This window comes from Micromonospora sp. NPDC049891 (assembly GCF_040660295.1).
Lineage (GTDB): Bacteria > Actinomycetota > Actinomycetes > Mycobacteriales > Micromonosporaceae > Micromonospora.
This window is the reverse complement of record NZ_JBFAML010000022.1, coordinates 47,600-72,729: the sequence shown is the minus strand read 5'-3', so window position 1 is coordinate 72,729 and position 25,130 is coordinate 47,600. Positions and strand designations below refer to the sequence as shown.

Annotated in this window: 22 protein-coding genes and 5 tRNA genes; 14 read left to right on the top strand and 13 right to left on the bottom strand. The window is 71.4% G+C overall.

From position 1 onward, the window contains the following. Positions 1–89: 89 nt before the first annotated feature. The 3 genes from AB0I71_RS24120 (at position 90) to AB0I71_RS24110 (ending at position 4,111) form a co-directional block, all read left to right on the top strand. Entirely contained in the window at positions 90–1,712 is a 1,623-nt protein-coding gene (locus AB0I71_RS24120; RefSeq protein ID WP_357588206.1) for a glycoside hydrolase family 43 protein, read from the top strand. Positions 1,713–2,143: 431 nt separating this feature from the next. Next, entirely contained in the window at positions 2,144–3,337 is a 1,194-nt protein-coding gene (locus AB0I71_RS24115; protein ID WP_357588204.1) for an endo-1,4-beta-xylanase, read from the top strand. Between the two features lie 105 nt (positions 3,338–3,442). Beyond that, a complete protein-coding gene (locus AB0I71_RS24110) occupies positions 3,443–4,111 on the top strand; it encodes a polysaccharide deacetylase family protein (RefSeq protein ID WP_357588202.1) in 669 nt (222 codons plus the stop codon). Positions 4,112–4,161: 50 nt separating this feature from the next. On the opposite strand, the gene AB0I71_RS24105 is transcribed toward AB0I71_RS24110, so the two are convergent. Continuing rightward, positions 4,162–5,229, bottom strand: a complete 1,068-nt coding sequence (locus tag AB0I71_RS24105; RefSeq protein ID WP_357588200.1) for a saccharopine dehydrogenase NADP-binding domain-containing protein — start codon at positions 5,227–5,229, stop codon at positions 4,162–4,164. Between the two features lie 98 nt (positions 5,230–5,327). On the opposite strand from AB0I71_RS24105, the gene AB0I71_RS24100 reads away from it, so the two are divergent. After that, positions 5,328–6,275: a helix-turn-helix domain-containing protein gene (locus AB0I71_RS24100; protein ID WP_357588198.1), complete on the top strand. Its 948-nt coding sequence runs from the start codon at positions 5,328–5,330 to the stop codon at positions 6,273–6,275. A 56-nt stretch (positions 6,276–6,331) separates the two neighbouring features. Here the strand turns inward: AB0I71_RS24100 and AB0I71_RS24095 are convergent. Both AB0I71_RS24095 and AB0I71_RS24090 read right to left on the bottom strand, forming a co-directional pair. After that, positions 6,332–6,406: transfer RNA gene (locus tag AB0I71_RS24095), tRNA-Val, on the bottom strand. 39 nt (positions 6,407–6,445) lie between these two features. Further along, positions 6,446–6,518, bottom strand: a tRNA-Gly gene (locus tag AB0I71_RS24090). A gap of 153 nt (positions 6,519–6,671) precedes the next feature. Between AB0I71_RS24090 and AB0I71_RS24085 the strand changes: the two genes are divergently transcribed. Next, on the top strand, positions 6,672–6,914 hold the full coding sequence (locus AB0I71_RS24085) for a DUF6458 family protein (RefSeq protein WP_309222788.1): 243 nt from the start codon (positions 6,672–6,674) through the stop codon (positions 6,912–6,914). Positions 6,915–6,994: 80 nt separating this feature from the next. Here the strand turns inward: AB0I71_RS24085 and AB0I71_RS24080 are convergent, their stop codons facing one another. From AB0I71_RS24080 to AB0I71_RS24060, 5 genes are all read right to left on the bottom strand, one after another. Next, on the bottom strand, positions 6,995–8,215 hold the full coding sequence (locus AB0I71_RS24080; RefSeq protein WP_357588195.1) for an FAD-dependent monooxygenase: 1,221 nt from the start codon (positions 8,213–8,215) through the stop codon (positions 6,995–6,997). Further along, positions 8,212–8,808 carry a PadR family transcriptional regulator gene (locus tag AB0I71_RS24075; RefSeq protein WP_357588193.1) on the bottom strand — a complete coding sequence of 199 codons (597 nt, stop codon included), beginning with the start codon at positions 8,806–8,808 and terminating at the stop codon, positions 8,212–8,214. Before AB0I71_RS24075 ends, AB0I71_RS24080 begins: the two co-directional genes overlap by 4 nt. A gap of 134 nt (positions 8,809–8,942) precedes the next feature. After that, positions 8,943–9,017: transfer RNA gene (locus AB0I71_RS24070), tRNA-Val, on the bottom strand. Between the two features lie 15 nt (positions 9,018–9,032). After that, positions 9,033–9,103, bottom strand: a tRNA-Cys gene (locus tag AB0I71_RS24065). 34 nt (positions 9,104–9,137) lie between these two features. Continuing rightward, a tRNA-Gly gene (locus tag AB0I71_RS24060) sits at positions 9,138–9,210 on the bottom strand. A 177-nt stretch (positions 9,211–9,387) separates the two neighbouring features. On the opposite strand from AB0I71_RS24060, the gene AB0I71_RS24055 reads away from it, so the two are divergent. Continuing rightward, positions 9,388–9,990, top strand: a complete 603-nt coding sequence (locus AB0I71_RS24055; protein ID WP_357588191.1) for a TetR/AcrR family transcriptional regulator — start codon at positions 9,388–9,390, stop codon at positions 9,988–9,990. A gap of 120 nt (positions 9,991–10,110) precedes the next feature. Further along, a complete protein-coding gene (locus AB0I71_RS24050) occupies positions 10,111–10,686 on the top strand; it encodes a TIGR03086 family metal-binding protein (protein WP_357588189.1) in 576 nt (191 codons plus the stop codon). Positions 10,687–10,730: 44 nt separating this feature from the next. Here AB0I71_RS24050 and AB0I71_RS24045 read toward each other — a convergent pair whose 3' ends face one another. Beyond that, complete coding sequence (locus tag AB0I71_RS24045) at positions 10,731–11,633, bottom strand: hypothetical protein (RefSeq protein ID WP_357588187.1); 903 nt, start codon at positions 11,631–11,633, stop codon at positions 10,731–10,733. Between the two features lie 176 nt (positions 11,634–11,809). Between AB0I71_RS24045 and AB0I71_RS24040 the strand changes: the two genes are divergently transcribed. Together AB0I71_RS24040 and AB0I71_RS24035 are read left to right on the top strand one after the other, a co-directional pair. Further along, positions 11,810–12,478: a 50S ribosomal protein L11 methyltransferase gene (locus AB0I71_RS24040; protein ID WP_357588185.1), complete on the top strand. Its 669-nt coding sequence runs from the start codon at positions 11,810–11,812 to the stop codon at positions 12,476–12,478. A 90-nt stretch (positions 12,479–12,568) separates the two neighbouring features. Further along, a complete protein-coding gene (locus AB0I71_RS24035; protein ID WP_357588282.1) occupies positions 12,569–13,681 on the top strand; it encodes a cytochrome P450 in 1,113 nt (370 codons plus the stop codon). 23 nt (positions 13,682–13,704) lie between these two features. Here AB0I71_RS24035 and bioD read toward each other — a convergent pair whose 3' ends face one another. Both bioD and AB0I71_RS24025 read right to left on the bottom strand, forming a co-directional pair. Further along, positions 13,705–14,442: a dethiobiotin synthase gene (bioD, locus tag AB0I71_RS24030; RefSeq protein ID WP_357588183.1), complete on the bottom strand. Its 738-nt coding sequence runs from the start codon at positions 14,440–14,442 to the stop codon at positions 13,705–13,707. Then, positions 14,430–15,566 (bottom strand): 8-amino-7-oxononanoate synthase, encoded by a 1,137-nt coding sequence (locus AB0I71_RS24025; protein WP_357588181.1) that lies wholly within the window; start codon positions 15,564–15,566, stop codon positions 14,430–14,432. The genes bioD and AB0I71_RS24025 overlap by 13 nt, the downstream gene beginning before the upstream one ends. Positions 15,567–15,745: 179 nt before the next feature. On the opposite strand from AB0I71_RS24025, the gene bioB reads away from it, so the two are divergent. The 3 genes from bioB to AB0I71_RS24010 are packed head-to-tail and all read left to right on the top strand — an operon-like array spanning position 15,746 to position 17,446. Next, positions 15,746–16,741 (top strand): biotin synthase BioB, encoded by a 996-nt coding sequence (bioB, locus tag AB0I71_RS24020; protein WP_357588179.1) that lies wholly within the window; start codon positions 15,746–15,748, stop codon positions 16,739–16,741. Continuing rightward, positions 16,738–16,938, top strand: a complete 201-nt coding sequence (locus tag AB0I71_RS24015; protein ID WP_357588177.1) for a hypothetical protein — start codon at positions 16,738–16,740, stop codon at positions 16,936–16,938. Before bioB ends, AB0I71_RS24015 begins: the two co-directional genes overlap by 4 nt. A 4-nt stretch (positions 16,939–16,942) precedes the next feature. Beyond that, positions 16,943–17,446, top strand: a complete 504-nt coding sequence (locus tag AB0I71_RS24010) for a GNAT family protein (RefSeq protein ID WP_357588175.1) — start codon at positions 16,943–16,945, stop codon at positions 17,444–17,446. A 487-nt stretch (positions 17,447–17,933) separates the two neighbouring features. On the opposite strand, the gene AB0I71_RS24005 is transcribed toward AB0I71_RS24010, so the two are convergent. Next, the gene (locus AB0I71_RS24005) at positions 17,934–20,783 is read right to left on the bottom strand and encodes a glycoside hydrolase family 9 protein (RefSeq protein WP_357588280.1); all 2,850 of its coding nucleotides are present in this window, start codon (positions 20,781–20,783) and stop codon (positions 17,934–17,936) included. Between the two features lie 456 nt (positions 20,784–21,239). On the opposite strand from AB0I71_RS24005, the gene AB0I71_RS24000 reads away from it, so the two are divergent. Both AB0I71_RS24000 and AB0I71_RS23995 read left to right on the top strand, forming a co-directional pair. Next, a complete protein-coding gene (locus AB0I71_RS24000) occupies positions 21,240–22,025 on the top strand; it encodes an LPXTG cell wall anchor domain-containing protein (protein ID WP_357588173.1) in 786 nt (261 codons plus the stop codon). Between the two features lie 341 nt (positions 22,026–22,366). After that, positions 22,367–23,935: an aldehyde dehydrogenase family protein gene (locus AB0I71_RS23995; protein ID WP_357588171.1), complete on the top strand. Its 1,569-nt coding sequence runs from the start codon at positions 22,367–22,369 to the stop codon at positions 23,933–23,935. Between the two features lie 99 nt (positions 23,936–24,034). Here the strand turns inward: AB0I71_RS23995 and AB0I71_RS23990 are convergent, their stop codons facing one another. After that, entirely contained in the window at positions 24,035–25,096 is a 1,062-nt protein-coding gene (locus AB0I71_RS23990; RefSeq protein WP_357588169.1) for a GNAT family N-acetyltransferase, read from the bottom strand. Positions 25,097–25,130: the final 34 nt, after the last annotated feature.

Genomic DNA, 25,130 nt, shown 5'->3' with positions numbered 1-25,130 from the left:
CCGACGCCAGCCGATACCGTGAGCGCAATCTTGGCACTTCCGGAGGATTTCCGGGAAAAAACCGGGATCGTGACCTGAAGGAGTCGAACATGTCGACCGAGATCGCAGACGTGGCTATCGCCCGGTCGATCCGCAACCCCGTCCTGACCGGCTTCCATCCAGACCCGTCCATCCTGCGGGTCGACGACGACTACTATCTGGCAACCTCGACCTTCGAGTGGTACCCCGGCGTACGGGTGCACCACTCGAAAGACCTCGTCCACTGGCGGGAACTGGGCGGGATCATCACCGAACGGCGCCTGCTCGACCTGCGCGGCTGTGGCGACTCCAACGGGATCTGGGCGCCCGACCTGACGTACCACGACGGGCTGTTCCACCTTGTCTACAGCGACGTCGCCAGCTTCGCCAGCGGGTACTGGGACGCGCAGAACTTCCTCACCACCGCGCCGACCATCACGGGACCATGGTCGGACCCGGTACGGCTGCATTCGCACGGCTTCGACGCCGCGCTGTTTCACGACGACGACGGCACCTCCTGGCTGTTGGCGATGAGTGCCGACTGGCGGCCCGGCCGCGACCGCTTCGGTGGCATCGAGATTCAGCAGTATGACCCGGCCCGACGGCAACTGGTCGGCCGACCCCGGATCATCTTCACCGGCACCGAGGTCGGTCTGACCGAGGGACCACACATCTACCGGCACGACGGCTGGTACTGGCTGGTAACCGCCGAGGGCGGCACCAGCTGGGAGCACCAGGTCACGGTCGCCCGGTCGCGGGACCTGTTCGGACCGTACGAGGTGGACCCGGCCGGACCGCTGCTCACCTCGGTGGGCCGGCCGGAACTGACACTGCAGAAGGCCGGCCACGGCAGTCTGGTCCGCACCCAGCGTGGCGACTGGTACCTGGCCCACCTGGTGGCCCGTCCGTACACTCCACTCGGCAACTGCGTCCTCGGGCGGGAGACCGCGCTACAGAAGGTCGAGTGGCCGTCGGGAGGTTGGCCGTGCGTTCCCGGTCGGGTCCCGGCCGACGAGATCCCGGCCCCGGACCTGCCGGCCCACCCGTGGCCCGACGAACCGGCCACCGACCACTTCGACGCCCCGCGACTGGGTGCCGGCTGGTCGACCCTGCGCCGGCCGGCGACGGAGGACTGGATCGACCTGTGCTCCCGTCCGTCGCACCTGCGCGTACACGGTGGTCAGTCCCCGGTCGGCAAGCAGACGCCGAGCCTGGTGGCGCGACCGGTGGGAGCGGTCCGCTGCTCGCTGGAGACCCTCGTCGAGTTCGACCCGGGCAACCATCGGCACCTGGCGGGTATCACCGGCTACTACAACACCGAGAACTGGCACTACCTCTACCTGACCCGGGCCGACGACGGACGATCCGTGCTGGAACTGCTCAGCTGCGACGGCGGCCACCGCACCGCCTACCCGCAGTTGACCGTCGACACCGGCGGCCGGCAACGGGTGGGCCTGCGAGTCACCTTCGACGGTCCGGCGCTGCGCTTCGCGTACGACCTGGGTGACGGCTGGCAGCAACTGCCCGTGGAACTGGACGCCACCATCCTCTCCGACGAGCACGCGGCCCGGATCGTCGACGACGAACCGGCGGCCTGGGGCTTCACCGGTGCCCTGCTCGGCCTCTGGGTGCAGGACATCGGTGGTGACGGCCGCTACGCCGACTTCGACCACGCCACCTATCTCGAACACTGATCCGCCTCGGCCGACGGCGTGCCGCCGTCCGCCGACCACCCGCTGCCGGCGGGCCCTGGACCCGGGCCGGCTCGACCCCGTCACGGAACCCACGGGAGCGAGCCGGCCCGGCCGCCTTCACGGGGTGTGTCGGGAGGCTGACCGGACGCCACGGGAGCGGGGTTGGATCCGGAAGTTTCCGGTTGGAAACTGGACGTTCCAGCAGTGCACAGGGCCCGCTTCCGGAAGTTTTCGTGGTTGACTGCGACGATCGATGGCCCTAACGTTTCGGCCAAGTTACCGATCGACATCCGGAAAAATATCGGCGCCCTCCGCGACCACGCGACGTGTCCGGTCCCGGCGCCGCTACCGCTTCCAACCTGCTCAGCACCGGCCCGCAACCTGCACTTCATGATCGACATTCGTCGATAGGAGCCCCGAGAGGAATGCAGATGAAGTTGAGACGGTGGATGACTGTCGGCGCGGTCGCCGTCCTGACCGCGACGACGTTGAACATGGTGCCGGCCACCGCCGGCCGGCCGTACGACCCGACCGCACAGACGCTCGGCGCCCTCGGCCTGCGCCACGGCCTGCAGATCGGCACCGCGGTCAGTATGGATGCCCTCAACGACTCAGCCGACCCGCAGTACCGCAAGATCACCGCATCCGAGTTCGTCTCGGTCACCGCCGAGAACGCCATGAAGTGGGAGAGCCTCGAACCCACCCGCGGCAACTACAACTGGGGCCCGGCCGACCAGCTCGTCGAGTTCGCCAAGCGCAACCGGCAGAGCGTTCGCGGTCACGTGCTCGTCTGGCACAACCAGCTGCCGCAGTGGCTGACCGAAGGGGTCGCCGACGGCTCCATCAGCAAGCAGGAGCTGCGCGACCTGCTGCGTAAGCACATCACCACAGTGGTCAAGCGCTACAAGGGCAAGATCTGGCAGTGGGACGTGGTCAACGAGGCGGTCAGCGACCCCTGGGACACCCCACCCACCCTGCACTACAAGGGTTTCTGGGCGGAGAACCTCGGCCCCGGCTACCTCGCTGACGCGTTCCGCTGGGCCCGCGCCGCCGACCCCAAGGCGCTGCTGTTCTACAACGACTACAACATCGAGGCGTTCGGCTCCGGCAACCCGGCCGACGACAAGACCCAGTTCGTCTACGACATGGTCAAGCGGCTGCGCGCCCAGGGCGTACCGATCGACGGCGTCGGCGCGCAGGGCCACCTCGGCACCCAGTACGGCAACTTCAGCACCTTCCAGGTGACCGATGCGCTGAAGAAGTTCACCTCGCTCGGGGTGGCGACCGCGTTCACCGAGGTCGACGTCCGCAGCCAGATGACCGAGGCCGTCCAGGCCGGCAACTCCGAGGAGATCAACCCCAGGTTGCAGGCGTCGGCCGCCAACCACAGTGTGCTGATGAAGGCATGCCTGGCCGTCCGCAGCTGCCTCTCCTACACCGTCTGGGGCTTCAGCGACAAGCACTCCTGGGTGCCGGGCTGGTTCGACAACCCGCCGGAGGGTCTGGCCACCATCATGGACGAGAACTACCAGCCCAAGCTGGCCTACCACGAGATCAAGTCTGACCTGATCCTCGCCGGCCCGCCGTACGTCCTGCCCCGCATCGCACCCAAGCCCCGCCGCTGACACTCGTCACGGCGGGCGGACCAGCCATCCACCACCAGCGGGCCGTGGGGGGGGGGGGGGGCCCCCCCCCCCCCCACACGGCCCACCCAGCGGGAGGTCCGACCGATGTCGTCCACCACGCAGCCCCTGCGTCCCCCGCGTGCCGCGTCCGGGCTGGGCGCCGGACCGCCGCCGGTACGGCCCACCGAGGTGATCGGCGCCGAGCGGACCATGTGCCTCACGTTCGACGACGGACCGCACCCGGAACACACCCCGCACCTGCTCGACATCCTGGCCGCCCACCAGGTCCGGGCGGTCTTCTTCCTCCAGGGTGACCGGGTCATCGAGCACCCCGAGCTGGTACGCCGGATCGCGGCGGCCGGGCACGCGCTGGGCAATCACAGCATGCACCACGACGACATGGGCTCCTGGACCGCCGGCCGGATCGCCTCGGACCTGCTGGAGACCAACGCGGTCATCCGGCACGCGGTCCCACACGCCCGGGTCCCCTACTTCCGGGCACCGTACGGTGCCTGGGGCCAGACCCCCGGCGTGGCGACGGCGCTCGGGATGCGGCCGATGGGCTGGCGGCTCGCCGTGACGGACTGGGAACCACCCGGCACCGACGAACTGCTGCGACGCCTCATCGAGGGCGTCGCACCGGGAGCGGTGGTGCTGCTGCACGACGGCGGCGGCGACCGCAGCCAGACCGTCGACGCCGTCGACCGGGCCATCCCCGCACTGCACGCGGACGGCTGGAGCTTCGCGCTGCCCACCAGCGCGGACGGGCGCTGACAGTACCGACCGGCCAGGTCCCTCCCGGCGCACAGCCGACCACCACGCGATCACCGCAGTGGGGACAGCTCCGCACCGGGGCCGGATCCGCGCGGGACGTGCAGCGAGAGCTGCGGGGACAGGGCGTCGAGAAAGTCCGGCGCGTCGAAGACCGCACCCGCCGACGCGACGCCGACGGTTCTGGTCCGGCCGGTGAGGATGCGGTCGACGGCCTCCACCGCGAGCGGCGCGCTTATCGCGTAGATGTCCTGCCCGGTCGCGGCCAGACGCCGTTGCGTACCGCCGGCACGGACGAGCACGTCGACGACGAAGGTCTGCGCGGATCGGCCGCGCTCGTCGACGGCGGCCGGTGCCGAAGCGTCCGGAGCGGACAGGTCCGCCGCCGCCGCGGCAGCCATGTAGGTGCACACCCGGGGGACGGCCAGATGGCTGGGCACGGTGACGACATCGGCCATGGTGAACTCTCCGATGACGCGTTGCGGGCCGAGCGGAGCCGGGAAGGGCCACTCCAGGGTCGGTAGCACGTCGTCGTGGTACTCCAGTTGCCCGCCGGTGTAGCGGACCCGGCGGTGACCCCGTCGCTGTGCCGACACCGCACCCGAGGCGCGCGTTCCGGGGGTGGGCCGCCAACTGCTCAGACCGTAGGCGACGTGCACCTCGTCCGCCGCCGTCCAGTCGTCCATGACAGTGGTGACCAGCAGGTCACCGAGGCCACCGTAGAAGGCCATCGCCGGGACCACCACGATGCCCGCGGCGCGGGCCGGTGCCGCGAAGTGCCGGAAGGTGTCAAGGTTCGCCTCGATCTCCGCCGCCACGTCGACGTACGGGATGCCGGCGCGCAACGCCGCCGCCACAAGCGCGGCGGCGGTCGACGCGAACGGCCCGGCGCAGTTGATCACAGCGGTCGCGCCGCGCAACGCGCGGTCGAGGGAGGCCGGATCGTCGGCCGACGCCTGCCGCGCCGCCAACCCCGGTCGGGTCCGCGCCAGCGCCAGCAGCTTCTCCTCGTCGCGGCCGACCAGCAGCGGCAGGTACCCGCGCTCACACAGCTCCGTGACCACGAACCGGCCGGTGTGTCCGTACGCGCCGAACACCGCCACCTCTGCACCCGATCCCATGCCAGCTCCCTGCTCGAAGTGATCTTCCGGGATCACTCTGTCGGGGTCGACGCGGCGGCGCGAGTGTCTGGAACGACAGGACCCGTACAATTTCCGACATGAGCGCTGCACCGCACTCCGTCGCGATCGCCGCCACCGACGGGATGCTGCACTTCGAGCTGGCGCTGGCCTACGAGGTCTTCGGCTCCGCTCCGGACGCGGTGCCCGGCCCCTGGTACGACGCCCGGGTGTGCGGCACGCACCCCGTCCAGGTCGGCCGCTTCCGGCTGGCGCCGGACCACGGGCTCGACCGGTTGGCGCAGGCCGACACCGTGATCGTTCCTGCCCTGGCGGACGTCGACGAGGAGCCGCCCACCAACCTGGTCGAGGCGGTGCGTACGGCTCACGAGGCGGGTGCGCGGGTGGTCTCCCTCTGCACCGGCGTGTTCGTGCTCGCCGCCGCCGGCCTGCTGGACGGGCTGCGGGCGACCACGCACTGGGCCCACACCGCGCACCTGGCCGCCCGCTATCCCCGGGTGACTGTCGACCCGGACGTGCTCTACGTCGACAACGGCCGGGTGCTCACCTCCGCGGGCAAAGCCGCAGCGATGGACCTGTGCCTGCACCTGGTCCGCCGTGATCACGGCCCGGCCATCGCCAACGTGGTCGCCCGCCGACTGGTCGTGCCGCCCCACCGCGCCGGTGGTCAGGCCCAGTTCGTCAGCACGCCGGTGCCCGCCCAGGACGGCCATCCGCTCACCGAACTGCTCCCCTGGGTGATGCACCGACTGGACCAGCCGCTCACCGTCGAGGATCTGGCCCGCCGGGCGAACCTCAGCTCCCGCCAGCTCAGCCGCCACTTCCGCTCGGCAACCGGCACCACTCCGCTTCAGTGGCTGCTGACGCAACGGATCCGCCGCGCGCAGGAACTGCTGGAAAGCACGGACGACAGCATCGACACCATCGCGACGGCGGCGGGCATGGGCACGGCGACGACCCTGCGCCGGCACTTCCACCGCACGGTGGGTGTACCGCCGGACACCTACCGGCGGACCTTCCGGGCCTGAGCTGTGCGCCCACTCAGGGCTCTCGGCTTCGCGGCCGAGCGGCGCCACGCGACATATGGTGGGCGATACTGGGTTTGAACCAGTGACCTCTTCCGTGTCAAGGAAGCGCGCTCCCACTGCGCCAATCGCCCGTGGAGACCGGCGACACCCGCAGGTGCGGCCAGACCGCGAGCGGACGACGGGATTCGAACCCGCGACCCTCACCTTGGCAAGGTGATGCGCTACCAGCTGCGCTACGTCCGCATGCCCCCGGCGGTGCCGGCGACGGGGGCAACTCTACCCGATGACAAGATCGCCGGGGGCGCCGCCCCCGGGACGCCCGTGATTGCGCCGCTCATCCCCCGGGTACAGACCCTCTCGACAGCACACCGCACCCCCCGGACAAAGGAGGCTGTCGTGGGTATCGGCACCAGCATCTTTCTGTTGGCGCTCGGCGCCATCCTCACCTTCGCGGTCAACGCCAGCATCGGTGGGCTCGACCTGGACGTGGTCGGGTGGATCCTGATGGCCGCCGGCGTGCTCGGCCTGATCATGACGACGCTCGTCTGGGGCCGCCGTCGGCAGACGGTCGCCACCACCGACGAGCCGGTGGAGTACCGCCGGGTCGAGGAGCGCCGGGACGTCGCGCCGCCGCTGTGACCGGCAGGCGGTGGCGGCCACCGTCCGGTGGCCGCCACCGCCTCATGGCCCGGCTCAAGCCGTCCCCGCCGCGGGCCGGCTCAGCGCGGGCCGACGGCCAGTTCCGTGGCGACCGGCGCGTCCCAGTCGATCCGGTATCGCTGCTCCGGGCCCAGGGTCCGCTCCGGGTTCAGGAACGTACGCAGCGCCAGCGGCATCATGAGCCGCATCATCCGCTTCGCGACCGGGCCGACCGTCTTGGTGGAGGTGGTCTGCCGGCCCCGCCGGAGAACCTTCTCCACCCGCCCGCGACGCAGCCGCTCGTACGCGTCGAACGCGGCCGGCACATCGGAGTGGTCCCGCAGGCAGCGGGCCAACTGCACGGCGCTCTCCACGGCGAGGGACGCGCCCTGACCGGAACTGGGTGAGGGCGCGTGCACCGCGTCACCCACAAGCACCATCCGACCGACGTGCCAGCGCGGCACCGACGGCATGCTCTCGATCGATCCGATGGCCACCAGGTCGTCCGGCTCGGTGTGGGCGAGCACCTGGCGGGCCGGCACGTCGTCGGCGAACACCTCACGCAGCCGGTGCAACCACTGCGGCCCCGGGATCCGGCTCGCCTCGGCGTAACTTGTCGGTCTGCGGTCCGGCACGTTCGCGAACCAGGCGGTACGACCGTCGGGCTGCACCCAGTAACCGAAGAAGGCCCGGGAGCCGAAGACGAAGTACATCGCCTCCGGATCGGCGTCGGGTACCGCGTACCGGGCCGCACCGCCGAGGTTCAGCAGCGGCAGCACCTGCGGCCCGGGTGCCTGCGGGTCGATGAGCGTACGCACCCGGGAGCGGATGCCGTCCGCACCGATCAGCACGTCGGCGCTGGCGGTGGAGCCGTCGGCGAACCGGGCGAGCACATCGTCGCCGTTCTGCTCGGCGTCGATCAGCCGCTTGTCGTACTCGATGCGCACGCCCTGGGCCTCGGCCCGTTCGCGCAGCACCCGGGCCAGGTCGTCGCGCCAGAGTCCGAGGGTGACCGGCTCCACCGCCACGTGCGGGAAGGCACCGATGCGGCCCCCGCGACCGTCGGTGACCACGGTGCGTCGCATCGGCAGGCCGACGCCCTCGACGGACTGCTCGGCACCGATCCAGCGCAACGCAGCCAGCCCGTTGGGCGCCAGGGTCAGGGTGACCCCGCTCCCCTCGGCCGCCGACGGGTACGCCTCGTGGACCGTGGCCTCGATGCCGGCGCGACGTAGCGCCATCGCGGTCACCGGACCGGCGATCCCGCCGCCGATCACCAGCGCGGTTCGGACGGCTGTCATGCGCGACCCCCCATGGTCTCCTGCCAGGACTTCGCGTAGTCCGGCTGCTTGAGTGACTCGATCAACTCGGTGACGAACCGGCGCTCCGCCTCCAGCAGCGCGAGCGCGTACTGCTCCTCGACCAGGAAGATCCACGCGACGCCGTCGGCGCGGGCCTCGTCCATGGTCGTGCGGGTCTCCTCGATCCGGCCGGCCAGCGCCGCCGACCGGCGGCGCAGCACCTCGACCGCCTCCTCGGGCGGGAGCAGGCTGAGCAACGACAACGCGACGGCGAAGTGCGGATACTCCTCGCGGGGCTGGGCGAGCAGGGAACGCAGCCAGTCGTGCACCTCGTGCCGGCCCTCTTCGGTGATCGCGTACACCGTGCGCTCGGGCCGGGCGCTGTCCCGGACCGTCTCCTGCGCGGTGACGAAACCGGCCCGGGCCAGTTGCTCGATGACCATGTAGAGCGAGCTGCGGGTGTACCGGATGTGCCGGTCCTTGCCGGTCTGCTTGAGACGTCGGCCCAGCTCGTAGGGGTGCATCGGCTCCCATAGCAACCAGGCCAGCACCGCCAGGGCCAGCGGGTTGGGCACCCTCCGACGTCGCTCCACCACAGCTCCTTTAGTCAGAATTGACTATCCAGGACTGACTACTGAGCCGTCAACCCGGTCCGACCGGGCGCACGGGGACATGCGAAAGGCCCGCTACCGGATCTCCGGTAACGGGCCTTGTCTGCTGGATCTAATGGTGGGCGATACTGGGTTTGAACCAGTGACCTCTTCCGTGTCAAGGAAGCGCGCTCCCACTGCGCCAATCGCCCTTGCCGTTCTTACCGAGGTGGGGACGGGATTTGAACCCGCGTACACGGCTTTGCAGGCCGTTGCCTCGCCTCTCGGCCACCCCACCGAGGTTGCCCCCGTCACGCGTGGCGGCAGCTCCGAGCGGACGACGGGATTCGAACCCGCGACCCTCACCTTGGCAAGGTGATGCGCTACCAGCTGCGCTACGTCCGCACGCCTCCGGGCATTCCCGGTGACGGATGAGAACTCTAGCCGAGCGGTGGAACAGATGCCAAATCGGGCTCCCGTCCCCGGCGAGTCCGGAACTGTCCGGCTTCCGACTGTCGCAAGCTGGATCAACAGGGGTTTGGTGACCGGCCGTATCCGCCTCGATCGGATACGGTGACGGACGTGACGAGACGTGCGGCCGAGATCCGCCTGGATGCCCTGCTGCGCACCGCATGTGACGTGATCGGGCAGCGCGGGTTGGCGAACACCCGCACGGCGGATGTGGCGCAGGCCGCCGGGGTGAGCCAGGCGCTTGTCTTCTACCACTTTGCCACGAAGGAACGGCTGCTCGCCCAGGCCTTCGCGTACGCCGTCGAGCAGGATCTGGCCCGGCTCGACGCGGTGACCCGCTCCAGCGCCCCGCCGCTGACCAAGCTCCGCCGGATCCTGCGCCTCTACACCCCGGCCGGGCGCGCCACCTCCTGGTCCATGTGGATCGACGGTTGGGCGGAGTCGCTGCGTACCCCCGAGTTGGAGAAGGTCTCCCGCAAGCTGGACCTGCGCTGGCGGCAGGACCTCGCCACGGTGATCTCCGACGGGGTCCGGGAGGGCATCTTCGTCTGCACCGACCCGGCCGGCGCGGCCTGGCGGATCAGCGCCGTGATGGACGGCCTGGCGGTGCAGCTCGCGGTGCACGACCGGGTGATCTCCCGCCGGCAGTTCGCCGAGTGGGTGCGCCTGGTGACCGCCCGCGAGCTGGGACTGGATCCCGCCCAGTTGGATTAGGTCCCCGGCCCAGCGCAGCCGGCGCCCCGGCGGTAACCGTGAACACGCCGGATCCGAGGGTTACCCGCGCCACCCGAATCCGGCGGGTTACCCGCGCCGCCGACGGGAAACAACTGCGACATGGAGCTGCTGAAGACGTACCGGCGCAGCCTGGCCGAGTTCACCGACCGGGTGGAACAGGTGCACCCCGGACAATGGTCGGCCGCCACCCCCTGCCCCGGCTGGGACGTCCGCACACTTGTCAACCACGTGGTCAGCGAGGAACGCTGGAGCGTGCCGCTGCTCGCCGGGCGCACCATCGAAGAGGTAGGCGACCGCTACGACGGCGACCAGCTCGGTGCCGACCCGATCGAGACCGCCCGCGAAGCCGCGGCGCAGGCCGAGGTCGCCGCCACCAGCCCGGGCACCCTGGACCGGACCGTCCACCTGTCGGCCGGCGCCACCCCCGCCGAGGAGTACCTGCACCAGCTGCTGGCCGAACACCTCGTACACGGCTGGGACCTGGCGGTGGCGATCGGCGCGGACCCGACGATGGACGCCGACGCGGTCGCCGAGGCGGCCCGCTGGTACTCCCGCCACGTCGAGGACTACCGGCGAGACGGGCTCGTCCAACCCGAGGTCGAACTGCCCGCCGGAGCCGGCGAACAGGACCGGCTCCTCGCCGCGTTCGGTCGCGATCCCGACTGGGCACCGTGACGCACCGCCACGGTGGGGGCGGTGCGCCCCCACCGTGGCCCTGGTCAACTCAGGTAACCGCCATCGCGGGGTACCGTCCGCCACCGGCTCCGCGGACCCGACCCCCGCTCCCATCGCCCGGGCGCCGGGCCGACCGCGTCCACCACGGCCTCGGGTTCCCGGGTCAGCTGCCGCAGTCGCAGCAACAGACCCACCCCGAGGAAGAGCAGCAGACCGCCGAGCAGGAACGCCACCTCGGTCAGGCCGAGCCCGCTACCGCTCTGGTTACCGGCCGCGTCGGCGGCCGGCGGCTCCCCCGCCCCGCCGGCGTACCCGGCGTCATCGGCCGGATCGGACTCCTCCTCGGTCGGATCCACCGTCGGCACCTCGACCGGCTCCTCCGTCGGGTCCACCGTCGGCACCTGCGACGGGGTGGGTGACGCGGTCGTCGGGCGGGCCTCGACGCCCCGGCCCACCACCTCGCGGGTCGCCGTCTGGCGGGACAGCAGCCGCAGGTTCCGGTCGTACGCCTCGGCAGCGAGGCTCACCCGACCCCGGTCGACGTCCCGAGCGAACGCGATCCGGTACTGCGCGGTGACGGTACGCCCCTGGCAGAGGGTGCCCGGGTCGAGCTGACGGTCGGTCAGCCGTGCCGTGTCACCCTCGGTACGCACCTCCACCGGGAACGAACCGGTCTCCTCGATCCGGTCCACCCGCACCTGGTCCAGTCGCAACCCCTGCACACCCAGCACCATCGACCAGCGCACCTTGATGCAGTCACCCGGGTCGGAGCGGGACACCACAGCGGAGACCGTCGCCACTCGCCCACCGGCGGTGAACTGGTCCGGCAGGCCGCCGAGTTCGGTGGCGAACGCCGCGTGCGCCGGCACGGCCATGGCAACGTCCACCCCGGTGAGACATGCCAGCGCCACCCCGATCCGTAGCGTGTAACGCCACAGCCTCTTCACGATCCGTCCTCCCGTTGGTCGCCTCCATTCGCAACGCTAGGAGCGCGGGACGCCAGCCGGTAGACGGGCGTGTTCGCACGGACCGTGAAGCGAGATGCCCGTTTTCACGTACGGTATTGAACCGGTGACGGCTCACCCGCGACACGCCGTGCACGGTGACGATGGACAATCACCGGATGTCCGCGCTATCCGCCGCTTTCGTCCGGCTGCACGCCCGGCTCGCGCCCGTCGCCTTCGTCCCCGAGGTGCGGCTGCACCAGGCGGACGAGCCGATCGGGTTGTGGGAGCTGACCGAGGGCGAGTTCCGCAGCGACCGGCCGCCACCGTTCTGGGCCTTCGCCTGGGCCGGCGGCCAGGGCCTGGCGCGCTACGTCACCGACCACCCGGAGACGGTCGCCGGTCGCCGGGTGCTCGACCTGGCGTCCGGCTCCGGCCTGGTCGCCATCGCCGCCGCCCGGGCCGGCGCGGCTGCCGTCCGCGCCGTTGAGGTCGACGAACTGGCCGTCGCGGCCGTCGCGCTCAACGCCGAAGCCAACGGGGTACGCGTAGACGCCGAACTCGGCGACATCCTCGACGGCGAGGCGGGCGACGCCGAGGTGGTCCTCGCCGGCGACGTCTTCTACAGCGCGGCGATGGCCAACCGGGTGCTGCGGTTCCTGCTGCGGGCCACCCGGGCCGGGGCGTCGGTGCTGGTCGGCGACCCGGGACGGGCCTTCCTGCCCCGGGAACGCTTCGACGAACTCGCCGCCTACGACGTGCCGGTGAGTGAGGCGCTGGAGAGCGTACGGGTGAAGCGCACCACGGTGTGGCGGTTGCGCGCCGGCCGGCCGGAGGCGGCCGACTAGCGTGACGCCGTGCTGTTCCGCAGCTGGGAGCAGGCCCCGACGGCGACCGCAGGTACCGGGGCCGCTGGCGGTGTCACCCAGTGGCCCGACGTGGCCCGGGTCGCCGACCACGTGGGCGTCGAGCACCTGCTGGTGACCCGGCACGCCCTGGTCCGGCAGGTCCTCACCGACCCTGACAGGTTCCGACCCGACAACGCGCTGGACGCGGTCACCCCGATGCCGGTGGCCGCGCTGCGGATGCTCGCCGCCCACCGGTTCCGGCTGCCGCCGACCCTTGCCAACAACGGCGGCGCCAGTCACCCGGGGATCCGTGCCCTGGTCGCGGACGCCCTGCACCCGACCCGGGTGGCCGCCCAACGGGACTGGCTGGCCACGCTGGTCCGCCAGCGGGTCGCCGAGCTGACCGCCACCCTCGACACCGGCGCACCTGTCGACCTGCACGCGGGCCTCGCCGCCGATCTGCCGCTGCTGGTCCTGGCCCGGCTGGTCGACCTGCCCGACGCGCCGGTCACGGCGGTGAAGGAGTTCGCCCGCGCGGCGCTGGAACTCTTCTGGGCACCGCTGGACGCCGACCGGCAGCAGTTGCTCGCCACCGAGGTGGGCCGTTTCCACAGACTGCTGCGGGAGTTCGCGGCCACCGGCGACGGCCTGGCCGCAGCCCTGCGGGCCGCCGGGCACCCGCCCGACGTGGTCGTCGGCGCGCTGTTCTTCCTGCTGGTCGCCGGTCAGGAGACCACCTCGCAGTTCCTCACCCTGCTGCTGCACCGGCTCACCAGGGAACAGGCCGTACTGGCCGGGCTGCGCGACGGCTCGGTGCACGTCGCCGACGTGGTCGAGGAGGGGTTGCGGCTGGAACCTCCGATCGTCACCTGGCGGCGGGTCGCCGCCGTGGACACCACGCTGGGCGGGACGGTGGTGGCGGCGGGCACCAGTGTGGTGCTGTGGCTGGCCCGCGCCGGACGCGACCCGGCGGTCGTGCAGGCGCCGGACGAGTTCCGCCCCGGGCAGCGCGGGTCGCGCCGGCACCTGGCCTTCGGGGCGGGCGTGCACCGCTGCGTCGGCGACCAACTCGCCCGGATGGAAGCCACCACGCTGGTGACCGAGGCCGCACCACTGCTGACCGGGGTACGCGTGGTGCGCCCGCCCCACTATCCCGACAATCTCACCTTCCGGATGCCCGACACCTTCGTCGTCCGCCGCTGACCCACTCCCGGCGGCACCACGGCTCAGGTGGTCTCGTCGGCCCAGGCGCGCCAGTCGTCGAGGACGCCGTACAGGGCCGGGGTGAGCCAGCCCGGGGCGGAGCGCCGGAACACTCCCGGGTCCATCGATCCGGCACCGGCCGGCAGCGCGCCGAGCAGGTTCGGCAGCAGATCGCTGAGGTTGGCCCAGTGCACCAGCTCGGGTTCGGCCGGCCAGGCGCCGATCACCACGCCGGCCGGCACGGCCCGCCGGTCCAGTGCCTCCAGCGTGAGCGCCGTGTGGTTGAGGGTGCCCAGACCGGCACGGGCCACCACCACCGCCGGAGCGCCGAGCGACACGGCCATGTCAGCGATCGTCCACGGCTCCCCCGAGGGCCGCAGCCCCATCGGTACGAGCAACCCGCCGGCTCCCTCGACCAGCACCAGATCGTGCTTGTCCGCCTCTTCCCGCACCGCGTCGACCGCGTTGTACAACTCCAGCGGTGGCAGTTCGGCCACCCGGGCGGCGGCCAGCGGCGCGAGCGGGTCCGGAAAACTGGCAAGCGTACGACCGGTCATCGGGGCGGCCAGCCGGGCGACCGTCTCGACGTCGGCGGGGTCGCCGGTGGCCGTACCGGTCTGGCCGGGTTTGATCACCGCGACCCGCAACCCGGCCGCCTGCGCCGCGGCCGCGATCGCCGCGGTCACCACGGTCTTGCCGACCTCGGTGTCGGTGCCGGTGACCAGCACCGGTCCGCGCCACTGATCCGTCATGGCGCACATTCCACGATGACCTCCAGGGCGTGTTCGAAGTCCGCTCGCGGCACCCCGGCGCTGACGGTCAGTCGCAACCTCGACCGGCTGTCCGGGGTGGACGGCGGGCGGAAACAGCCGAGCGCCACGCCTCGGTCCCGGCAGGCGGCGGCCCATGCCGTCGCCGCCTCCGGGCCCGGTGCGGTGACCGAGACGACGGCGGCGTCGGCAGCGGAGACATCCAGGCCGGCGGCGCGCAGCCGGCCGACCGCGAGGGCGGCCCGCTCGGTCAGCTCGGCGCGCAGGCCGGCGCCGGAGCGGGCCAACCCCACGGCGGACTGCACCCCGGCCGCCACCACAGGCGGCAGCGCGGTGTCGTAGATGAAGGTCCGCGCGGTCTCGACCAGGTGCCGGACGAACTCGGCCGGGCCCGCCACCACGCCACCGGCCCCGCCGAGCGCCTTGGACAGGGTCGCGGTGATCACCACGTCGGGCTCACCGGCCAGCCCGGCCTCGGCGACCGCGCCGGCACCGTCCGGGCCGACCACGCCGAGCGCGTGTGCGTCGTCGACGAGCAGCAACGCGCCGTGTTCGCGGGCGGTGGCGTGCAGCCGCGCCAGCGGAGCAAGATCGCCGTCGACGGAGAAGACCGACTCGGTGACCACCACCGCCGGTCGACCCGGGGCGGCCGCGAGGGCGGCGGCGACCGCCGCCACGTCGGCGTGCGGGGTCACCACCGTCTCCGCGCCGGAGATGCGGCAGCCGTCGATGAGCGACGCATGGTTGTGCGCGTCCGAGATCAGCAGTGTGCGGGGGCGCACCAGCGCGCGGACCGCGCCGAGGTTGGCCAGGTACCCGGAGGAGAAGACAAGCGACCGGTCAGTGCCGAGCCAGTCGGCGAGCGTCTCCTCAAGCGTGTGGTGGGCTTCGGTGGAGCCGCGGACCAGCCGCGAGCCGGTCGCACCCAGCCCGTAAGCGGCGAGGGACCGCGCCGCGGCGGCCACCACCTCCGGATGAGCGGCCAGGCCCAGATAGTCGTTGCCGGCCAGGTCGATCACGCCGTCGGTGGCGGCGCGCGGATGCAGCCGGCGGGTCAGTCCCGCCTTCGCCCGTAGCTCGGCGCGGCGGTCCAGTGCCGCCAGCCAGTCCGCCACCGCCACGTCCCTTCCCCGCCGGTTCCCGCCCGTCAGGCGCTTCCGCCGGGCGAAGTTACCACCCGCCGCGCCTGCCCCGGCGTGGCGTGGTGCGGCTCGCCGCACCACGCCGACGCGGCTCCGGGCCCACCGTCCGCGCTCGTTTACCGTCCGCAAAGTGGCCTTGTAGGGTACGTGCCATGCCAGAGATCCTCGACCAGGCCCGGGACCAGGTGCTGCACAACGGCGTCGGTCTCGACGAGGCCGGTGTCCTCGCCGTGCTGAACCTGCCCGACGAGCACCTGTCCGCCGTGCTCCAGCTCGCCCACGACGTGCGGATGCGCTGGTGCGGCCCGGAGGTGGAGGTCGAGGGCATCGTGTCGCTGAAGACCGGCGGCTGCCCGGAGGACTGCCACTTCTGTTCCCAGTCCGGCCTGTTCACCTCCCCGGTGCGCTCGGTCTGGCTGGACATTCCCTCGCTGGTGCAGGCGGCGAAGCAGACCGCCGCGACCGGGGCGACGGAGTTCTGCATCGTGGCCGCCGTACGCGGTCCGGACGCCCGGCTGATGAAGCAGATGCGTGAGGGTGTGGCCGCGATCAAGGCCGAGGTCGACATCCAGGTCGCCGCCTCACTCGGCATGCTCACCCAGGAGCAGGTCGACGAGCTTGTCGACATGGGCGTGCACCGCTACAACCACAACCTGGAGACCTGCCGGTCGTACTTTCCGAACGTGGTCACCACCCACTCCTGGGAGGAGCGGTGGGAGACCCTGCGCATGGTCCGCGAATCCGGCATGGAGGTCTGCTGCGGCGGCATCCTCGGCCTCGGCGAGACAATCGAGCAGCGGGCCGAGTTCGCCGCGCAGCTCGCCGAGCTGGATCCGCACGAGGTGCCGCTGAACTTCCTCAATCCCCGGCCCGGCACGCCGCTGGGTGACCGTCCGGTGGTGGAAGGCAAGGACGCGCTGCGGGCCATCGCCGCCTTCCGGCTGGCCATGCCGCGCACCATCCTGCGGTACGCGGGCGGCCGGGAGATCACCCTGGGTGATCTCGGCACCCGCGACGGGCTGCTCGGCGGCATCAACGCCGTGATCGTCGGCAACTACCTGACCACCCTCGGTCGACCGGCCACCGACGACCTCAAGCTGCTCGACGAGCTGAAGATGCCGGTCAAGGCGCTCTCGGCGACCCTGTGACGGTGGCTGTGGCAGGTCAGGCCTGGTGTGACAGGTGCGGGGAGGCAGCGGCGGCCGGCGTGCACGTGGAGTGCGCGGCGGCCCGGGCCCTGGAGCCGCCCCGGTACTGCGCCCGGTGCCGGCGCCGGATGAAGGTGCAGGTGCTGCCGGTCGGCTGGTCGGCGGTCTGCGTCGAGCACGGCGAGATTCGGAGCTGAGCTGATGCTGCGCGGCAAGGCGGTGACCCTACGAGCGGCGACGGCCGCCGACGTGCCCGCCCTGGCGAGGATCCGCGCCGAGCCCGAGGTACGCCGCTGGTGGCGCGGCGGCGACGACCTGGTCGCCGCCGTCGAGGAGGACCTCGCCGAGGAGAGCCTCTCGGTGTACGCCATCGAGCACGGCGACCGGGTGGTCGGCGCGATCCAGTGGCACGCCGAGGACGACCCGGACTACCGGCACGCCGGCATCGACATCTTCCTCGATCCCTCGGTACGCGGCGCCGGGCTCGCCGGGGACGCCATCCGCGTCCTGATCCGGCACCTGATCGACGCCCACGGCCACCACCGCTTCACCATCGACCCGGCGGCGGCGAACACCGCCGCCATCCGGGCGTACGCGAAGGTGGGTTTCCGGACGGTCGGCGTGATGCGCCGCTACGAGCGTGGCGAGGACGGCCGCTGGCACGACGGCCTGCTGATGGACCTCCTCGCCGACGACCTGCGCTGACGCCGCCCGGGCGGACTCGTCCGGCGGAGCCTGCCCTCCTTACCGACGCACTGCTCCTGACAGACCGTGACGTCTGCCCCCTCCAGCCACTCCACTCCACGCCCTTTGCTCTGCTTCAACCAACGCAACACTCACCGACAGTGGCGGCAATCGTCGCCTGCTTGGCCACCCGGCCGATGCGGAGCCCCTGCTCAGGCGCTATTGCGTGGGTTGAAGCAGAGCAAAGCGTGCGAGGTGCGGCAAAGGTCTGACGCCGCCTATGCCACGCAGAGTGAGCATTGCTCGCCGTGTTCGACCTGTCGGGAAGCGCCCGCCACCAGCCACAGGTCGGCCTTTGCCGCACAGCACGCCCGGCCGCAGCAGTGGTCCCGAGCGGACGCCGCTGTGTGCTGGCATGTCACGCAGGCGCGATCGTTCCTGTGTGACATGCCAGCACGGAGCGTTACACCGGCCGGCCCGGCTGCGACCGGGGAACCGGGTATTCGTGTCAGCCGATGGTGCAGGTGGCGCCGTTGAGCGTGAACGAGGTGGGCTTCGGGTTGCTGCCGGTGTGGGTGCCGTTGAAGCCGATGCCTACCGACGCGCCCGACGCCAGGTTGCCGTTGTACGACAGGTTGGTGGCGGTCACCGCCGCGCCGGTCTGGGCGTAGGTGGCCGACCAGCCCTGGCCGACCCGCTGCCCGCTGTTCGGGAAGCTGAACGCCAGGGTCCAACCGTTGATCGCGGTGGTGCCGGTGTTGGTGATGGTGATGTTGGCGGTGAAGCCGGTGCTCCAGTCGTTGCTGCCGTAGGAGATCCGGCAGGGTGAGGTGGGTAGCGGCGCCGAGGTGGTCACCGTCACCCGTTCCGACGGCGGCGAGGCGTTGCCCGCGGCGTCGACCGCGACCACGTAGAACGAGTACGTGTTCTCGGGTTGCAGGCCGGTCACCGCGTACGTGGTCCCGGTGACCGTGGCGACAAGCACGTCACCCAGCGCCGGCCCCCGGTAGATCCGGTACCCGGTCACGCCCACGTTGTCGGTCGACGGGGCCCAGCTCAGCGTGGCACCGGTAGTGGTGATCGCCGACACCGTCGGCGTACCGGGCGCGCTCGGCGGGACGGTGTCACCGTCGTCGACCGCCGGCACGGTCACGGTCAGCTTCGGCGACGCGGGTGAGGTGTTGCCGGCCTTGTCCCGGGCCTGCACGGTGATCTCGTAGGTGCGCGCCGGGGACACGTTGAGCACCAGCGAGTTCGTGGCGGAGGGATACCAGCTGTAGGTGTCGCTGCCGACCACGTGGGTGTTGACGATGTAGACGTCGATCCCGCTGCCCGCGTCGGTGGACGGCGCCCAGGTCAGGTTCACCGAACGGGAGGTGACCGAGGTCGCCACCGGCGTGCCGGGGGTGGTCGGCGGCGTGGTGTCCGTACTGGACGCCGGCTCCGCGCCCCACACCCGGGTGCCGCCGACGTAGAGCGGGACGTTCCGGTTCGGTCCGGCGGTGGCCTGGTACGACGGGTCGTCGCTCGGATCCCAGGCGACGCCCTCCCGCACTCCGATCTTGAACTGCACCTCCATCCGGTGCTGCGACTGGCCGGCGGGGGCGATGGTGTGTCCGGTGCAGTCGACCTCGACGTAAAAGAGATCGCCGCTGACGTTCCTGGCGGTCGTGGGCGCCGGGCAACCCTGGGTGTAGCCGGGCGTGACCACAATCGGCTCCAGGCCCAGACCAGGGGCTCGGAAGTAGTAGCGGAACCTGGCGTCGGTGAGTGCCCGCGCCGGGAAGGCCGACTTGTTGTAGACGATCGCCTTGATGCCGGTGGCCCGGGTCTCGTTCTGCATCACCGTGGTCTCCACGGTGAGCTCGTCGATGTCGGGCTGCTCGGGGACCGGGAAGTTGGCCAGCGGGGTGCCGCCGTACTCCTGGGACAGCCGGGCCAGCGCGGAGGTGAAGCCGGCGTTGTAGTCGGTGGCGACCTCGTTCATCACGTAGTCCGACCGGTTGTCGGTGTACGCGTCGTTCGGCGAGGAGGGTCCGCCGACAAGCGCGCCGTAGAGGGTGTGCCGGGTCTCGGTGGGTACGGTCATGCTGTCCCACCAGGAACCGTGCGCGGTGCGGTGATGCGGGTTCTTCGGCGGGTTGGCGCCGAAGCCGATCACGTAGCTGGAGTTGCGCGGGTTGTCGCCGAGCGCGTAGTTGATCTGCCGGACGGCGAAGTCCTTGTAGCGCGCCTTACGGGTCGCGTCGGTGGTCTTGTCGCTGTAGACGAGCGCGGCGAACGCGGTGTTGGCGGCGTAGCGCAGCGCGCCCCACGAATCGAGCACCGCCATCCCGCCGGGCGAGTACCGGACCCGCTCGCCGTTGACGCCGACGGTCCAGAAGTCCAGCCACCGGTTGGCGTCGTCGACGTACTTCTGCTTGCCGGTCAGGTTGGCCAGCAGCACGTACGCCCCGAACTGCTTGTTGTCCCAGGCGACTGTCCACTTGTACGAGCGGGTGGTGGTCTGCGGCTCGGTGCCGAGCTTGTCGTACTCGCTCTCCGCCTTGGCCAGGTACGCGGCGTCGCCGGTGGCCCGGTACAGCCAGATCGCGCCCCAGACCAGTTCGTCCTGGTAGCCGCTCCAGGACCGGTAGAAGCTGGTCGCGTCGGTGATGCACTCGTGGTAGTTCTTCCGCACCGTGTCGGCGAAGGTGTAGAGCTGCCGCGCGTGGGTGAGCAGCTTGTCGGCGTACGCGGCGTCGGTGGGCCGGAACACCATGGACGAGGCGGCCATCGCGGCGGCCGTCTCCCCCGCCAGGTCCGCGCCGCCACAGCTCGCGTCGATCTTGTACGCGGGCCGCGCCATCGGCATCACCTCGGCCGGTCCCCACCACTTGTGGTCGTCGTCGCCCTTGCCCACCTGTCCGTAGAGGACGTTCGGCGACGGGTGCGCCTTGACGAAGTAGTCGTTGACGAAGCGCAGATTGTTCAGCAGGTGGGTGAGCTGGCCGGAGGCGGCGTACCCGGACCGGTACTCGACCGCGCCCCAGGCCAGCATCGTGGCGCTGAACGCCATCGGGAAGCCAAACTTGACGTGGTCCCCGGCGTCGTACCAGCCACCGGTGAGATCGACCCCGACGTCCGAGCCGTCACGCAGGGCGGAGTCGCCGCGCCAGGAGACCCGGTTCCAGTCCGGCAGCTTCCCGGACTGCTGTGCCTCGTAGAACAGCAGGGACTTCTGTAGCGCCTCGGCGTAGTTGAAGGCCGGCGCCGCGGCGGCCACAGCCCCGTCGGTAGGTGCGGCGACGGCACCGGTCGCGGGTACGCCGGCCGCGAGCGCGAGACCGGTGGCGAGCGCGGTGACGATGGTCAGCATCCGGCGGGGCCAGGGCTGGTCGGTACGGCGGTGCGGCCAGGGCTGATCCGGCAGAGGTCGGTCGCCGCGGAGGCGTCCCGACCGTGGGGGTTGGTGCATGCGACTGCTCCTGTCGATGCGTGCCCGACGGCATCGATCGACGCGTGGCCGCGTCGGTGTGGACGGCTGCCGGCGGTGGTGGTGGCGAGGTGGCTCCAACAGGACCGGGAGCGCTCCCATGGATGACTGACAATGTAATCTGGCCGCCGGGAGTTGGGAAGCCCGCTCGGCGGCGACGCCGGGCGTCAGGAGACCGCGCAGCGTTACACCGACACGCGCGGAAACAACTCACGAAACACCCTCGCGGACACATCGCGGCCTCAGGTTCGCCCAGGTCAGACCGTTCGCCCGAGATCAGAACCAGCCGTCCGGATGCGAGCATGTGCCGTCATCCCGCTGAGATCCGGAGGAATTCTCATGCCACAGCGTCGGCACGTGGCGCGTGCGGCCGTTTCCGGCACCGCCGCCGCGGCCCTCATCGCCCTCGCCGCCCCGGCCTGGGCGAGCAGCACCATTCCACTCCACTCGCCCCACAAGGGGTCCACCGCCGCCGGCTTCGGCACGCAGAACTGCAACGACAACCGGTTCGAGGGACTCAAGGCGGATCAGGACGGCTGGCACTTCGTCCTGCCCGGCGGCCCGTCTGCGGGCAGCTTCCAGAGCATCGAACTGACCTTCGCCACCAGCGGCGGAGACCCGGTCACCGTGACCATCCCCGACGCCAGCGACCCCTACCCGGATGCCTTCTACTCGGCCAACGGTCGGGTGATCCACGCATACCTGTTCACCCCTGCCGGCTGGACCCTCAGCGACGGCAAGGCCACGATCAGCGGCCAGTCCAGCGCGTTCAACCTCAGCCACACCTGCGCCGGCCAGCCGACCCCGGAGTCGCCGACCCCCACGCCGACCAGCCCGGAGTCGCCGACGCCGACGCCCACCACTCCGGAATCACCCAACCCGGAGTCCCCGACGCCGACGCCCACCACCCCGGAGTCGCCGGTCCCGTCAGACACGCCGTCAGACACGCCGTCGGCCAGCCCGTCGGCCAGCCCGTCGGACGGCACCGGCGGTGGCGGCGGCAATCTGCCGGTCACCGGCGCGGCTGCGACGACCATGGCCCTGGTCGGCGTCGGCCTGATCGGTGGCGGTGTCGCCCTGGTCGCGCTGCGACGTCGGCGTGACGGCATCACCTTCACCAGCTGACACCACCAGTTCGAGAACGGCCGCCGGTGTCCCTCCGGCGGCCGTTCTCGTCGTGGAGCACGGTTCGGCTCGTTGCTACCGCCGGGTAGCCATCTTCGTACTGACCAGTAACAAAAGGGGGTTCATCACACCATCGAATTAGATCGATACTGAGACGACGAATCAGCAGGCCAGAGCGACTGATCCGGCATGGGGACAGATCCTCCACTGAGGAGTGAAGGCAACCTGCTGTCCTGCGATACGGAACGTACTGTTGCCGTCGCGCTGGGCGGCGCGCGACAGTACGCGGCACCTGGCGGCGCCCGTGGACGACCGCTCCCCGCCCTCCTGAGGAGATCGCGATGGCTCTACGACTGGCCGACGGAACCTCCTGGTCCGACACCCTTGCCCGGGCGGTGGCCGCCACCGGTGAAGCCTTCGACCGGCGGGCCGACGGCACCACGGTGCTGCGGAACCTGGTCAGCGGCGAGTGGCGGACCGGTGGCGCGCCGACGCCGACGCGTACCCCGGTAGACAACAGCGTGCTTGTCGACCTGCCGCGGCTGGACGCGGCGACCGCCCGCGAGGCGGTCGCCCACGCCGCCGCGGCACACGCCATCTGGGCCGACACCCCGTTGGCCGAACGCAGGTCGCGGGTCACCGACGCCCTGGACGCCCTCACCGCCCACCGCGACCTGCTGGCCCTGCTGCTGGTCTGGGAGATCGGCAAACCATGGCGGCTGGCCTGCGCCGACGTGGACCGCGCGCTCGACGGGGTGCGGTGGTACGTGGACGAGATCGAGCGGATGCTCGCCGACGGTCGCACCCCACTGCCCGGCCCGGTCAGCAACATCGCCTCGTGGAACTACCCGATGAGCGTGCTCGTGCACGCCGAGCTGGTGCAGCTGCTCGCCGGCAACGCGGTGATCGCCAAGACACCGTCCCAGGGCGGCGCGGTCTGCCTGACCGTCGCCCACGCCCTGCTGCACCGCGCCGGGCTGCCGGCCACCCTGCTCTCCGGCAGCGGCGAGGCGTTGTCCGAGGTGCTGGTACGGGCACCGGAGATCGGCGCGGTGGCGTTCGTGGGTGGTCGCTCCAACGGGGGCAAGGTGGCCGCCGCGCTGCTCGACTCGAACAAGCGCCACTTCATCGAGCAGGAAGGTCTCAACGCCTGGGGCATCTGGAACTTCTCCCAGTGGGACCTGCTCGCCGCCCACCTCAAGAAGGGCTTCGAGTACGGCAAGCAGCGCTGCACCGCGTACCCACGGTTCGTGGTCCAGCGGGACCTGGTCGACGAGTTCCTCGACATGTACCTTCCGGTGGTCCGCTCGGTCAGGTTCGGGCACCCGCTCGCGGTCGACGAGACCTGGCGTGCCGGAGACCCGCTGCCGGAGCTGGACTTCGGTCCGTTGATCAGTGCCGTCAAGGCCGACGAGTTGCACCGCAAGGTCGACGAGGCGGTACGCGGCGGCGCCGTCCCGCTGTACCGGGGCAAACTCGACGGTGCGCCGTTCCTGCCCGGGCAGGACACCTCGGCGTACGTCGCACCGTCGGTGCTGCTCGCCCCACCCGGTCGGTCCCGGCTGATGCACGCCGAGCCGTTCGGTCCGGTCGACACGATAGTCGTGGTGGACACCACGGACGAGTTGCTGGCCCAGATGAACGCCTCCAACGGCGCGCTTGTGGCCTCCCTCGCCTGCGACGACACCGACGAGGCGGCGAAGCTGGCGGTCGACCTGCAAGCGTTCAAGGTGGGCATCAACAAGCCCCGGTCCCGGGGCGACCGCCAAGAGCCGTTCGGCGGGCGGGGCGCCTCCTGGAAGGGCGCCTTCGTCGGCGGTGACCTGCTCGTCCAAGCCGTCACCGTCGGCGACGACGACCACCTCTACGGCAACTTCCAGGACCGCACCGCCCTTCCCCCGAACATCTGACCGACTCCCGGCCAGGGAAAACGCGGTGGGCAGGACCCCCGCACCGGGAGTCCTGCCCACCTCACCGTCCTCCGCATCGGAGGTCGGTCGTCTGAGCCGTCAGCCGGCGCTCTCCGCCCGTGCCGGCGCCGCGGCGGCCAGCGGCACGGTCATGGTCAGCAGGGCGCCGTCCCGCTCGACGGTGGTCGGCCGGGACAACCGGCGCAGCGTCCGCAGCATCGGCGCGTTGTCCCCCTGGATGTGCAGCACCATTGCCGCGTAACCGGCCGACTCGGCCTGCCGGGTCAGCCGACGCAGCAAGGCCGAGCCCAGCCCACGGCGCTGCCAGTCGTCGCGTACCAACAGCGCCAGCTCGGCCTCGTCACCCTCGGCCAGCAGGTTCGCCATCGCGACGACCGACTCCGCCGCCCCGCCGGAGCCGGTCGTCGCGGCGACCAGGGTCAGCCCGCGGGCCGGCTCCAGGAGCCGACGCAGTCGGGCCGGTGAGGGCAGACCCGCACCCCCCAGGTAACGGCGCTGCCGGCTCCGCGCCGAGCAGGCCTGATGCAACTCGACCACCGCCGTCAGGTCGTCCGCGACGGCCGGGCGTACGGTCAGTTCGGCACCGTCCGGCAGGACCACGGTGACCTGCTCGGCGCTGCGGCGGGCCGCCGTGGCCCCCAGTTCGAGCAGCGCCTGGGCCCGGGCGTACTCGGCCGGGGTGAAGCTCGGCGCGACCCGGCGCAGGGCGTACGACCCGCCGTTCGGGTCGGCGAGCACCATCGTCAGCCCGTCGATCCCCGGGCGGGTCAGGGCCGGTGCCGCCCGCCAGGTCACCTCGTCGGCGCCGAGCAGGGCCCGCAGCACCTCACCTGTCGCGTCCGGGTCGTGCACCAGCCGGGTCGCCAGCCCGAGTACCCGGGTCGGCTGGTCGGCCAGGCCACGCGCCTCGCTGCGCGCCACCCAGCAGTCCCGCCCCCGCCCGCGTTCGACGGCGGCGAGCAGATCCGCCTCGTCGAGGGTGTCCGGCGCGTCGACGAGGAAGTCGTCGACGGCACCGCGCTCGGTGGTGTGCACCTGCACGGTGAGGATGTTGACTCCACGCAACGCGAGGCTCGCCGTGAGCACCGACAGGTAGCCCGGCCGGTCGTCCACGGTGGCTCGGATCCGCCACAGCGTCATCGTTGCCTCCCTTCCCGTGCCACAGTCGTCCGCG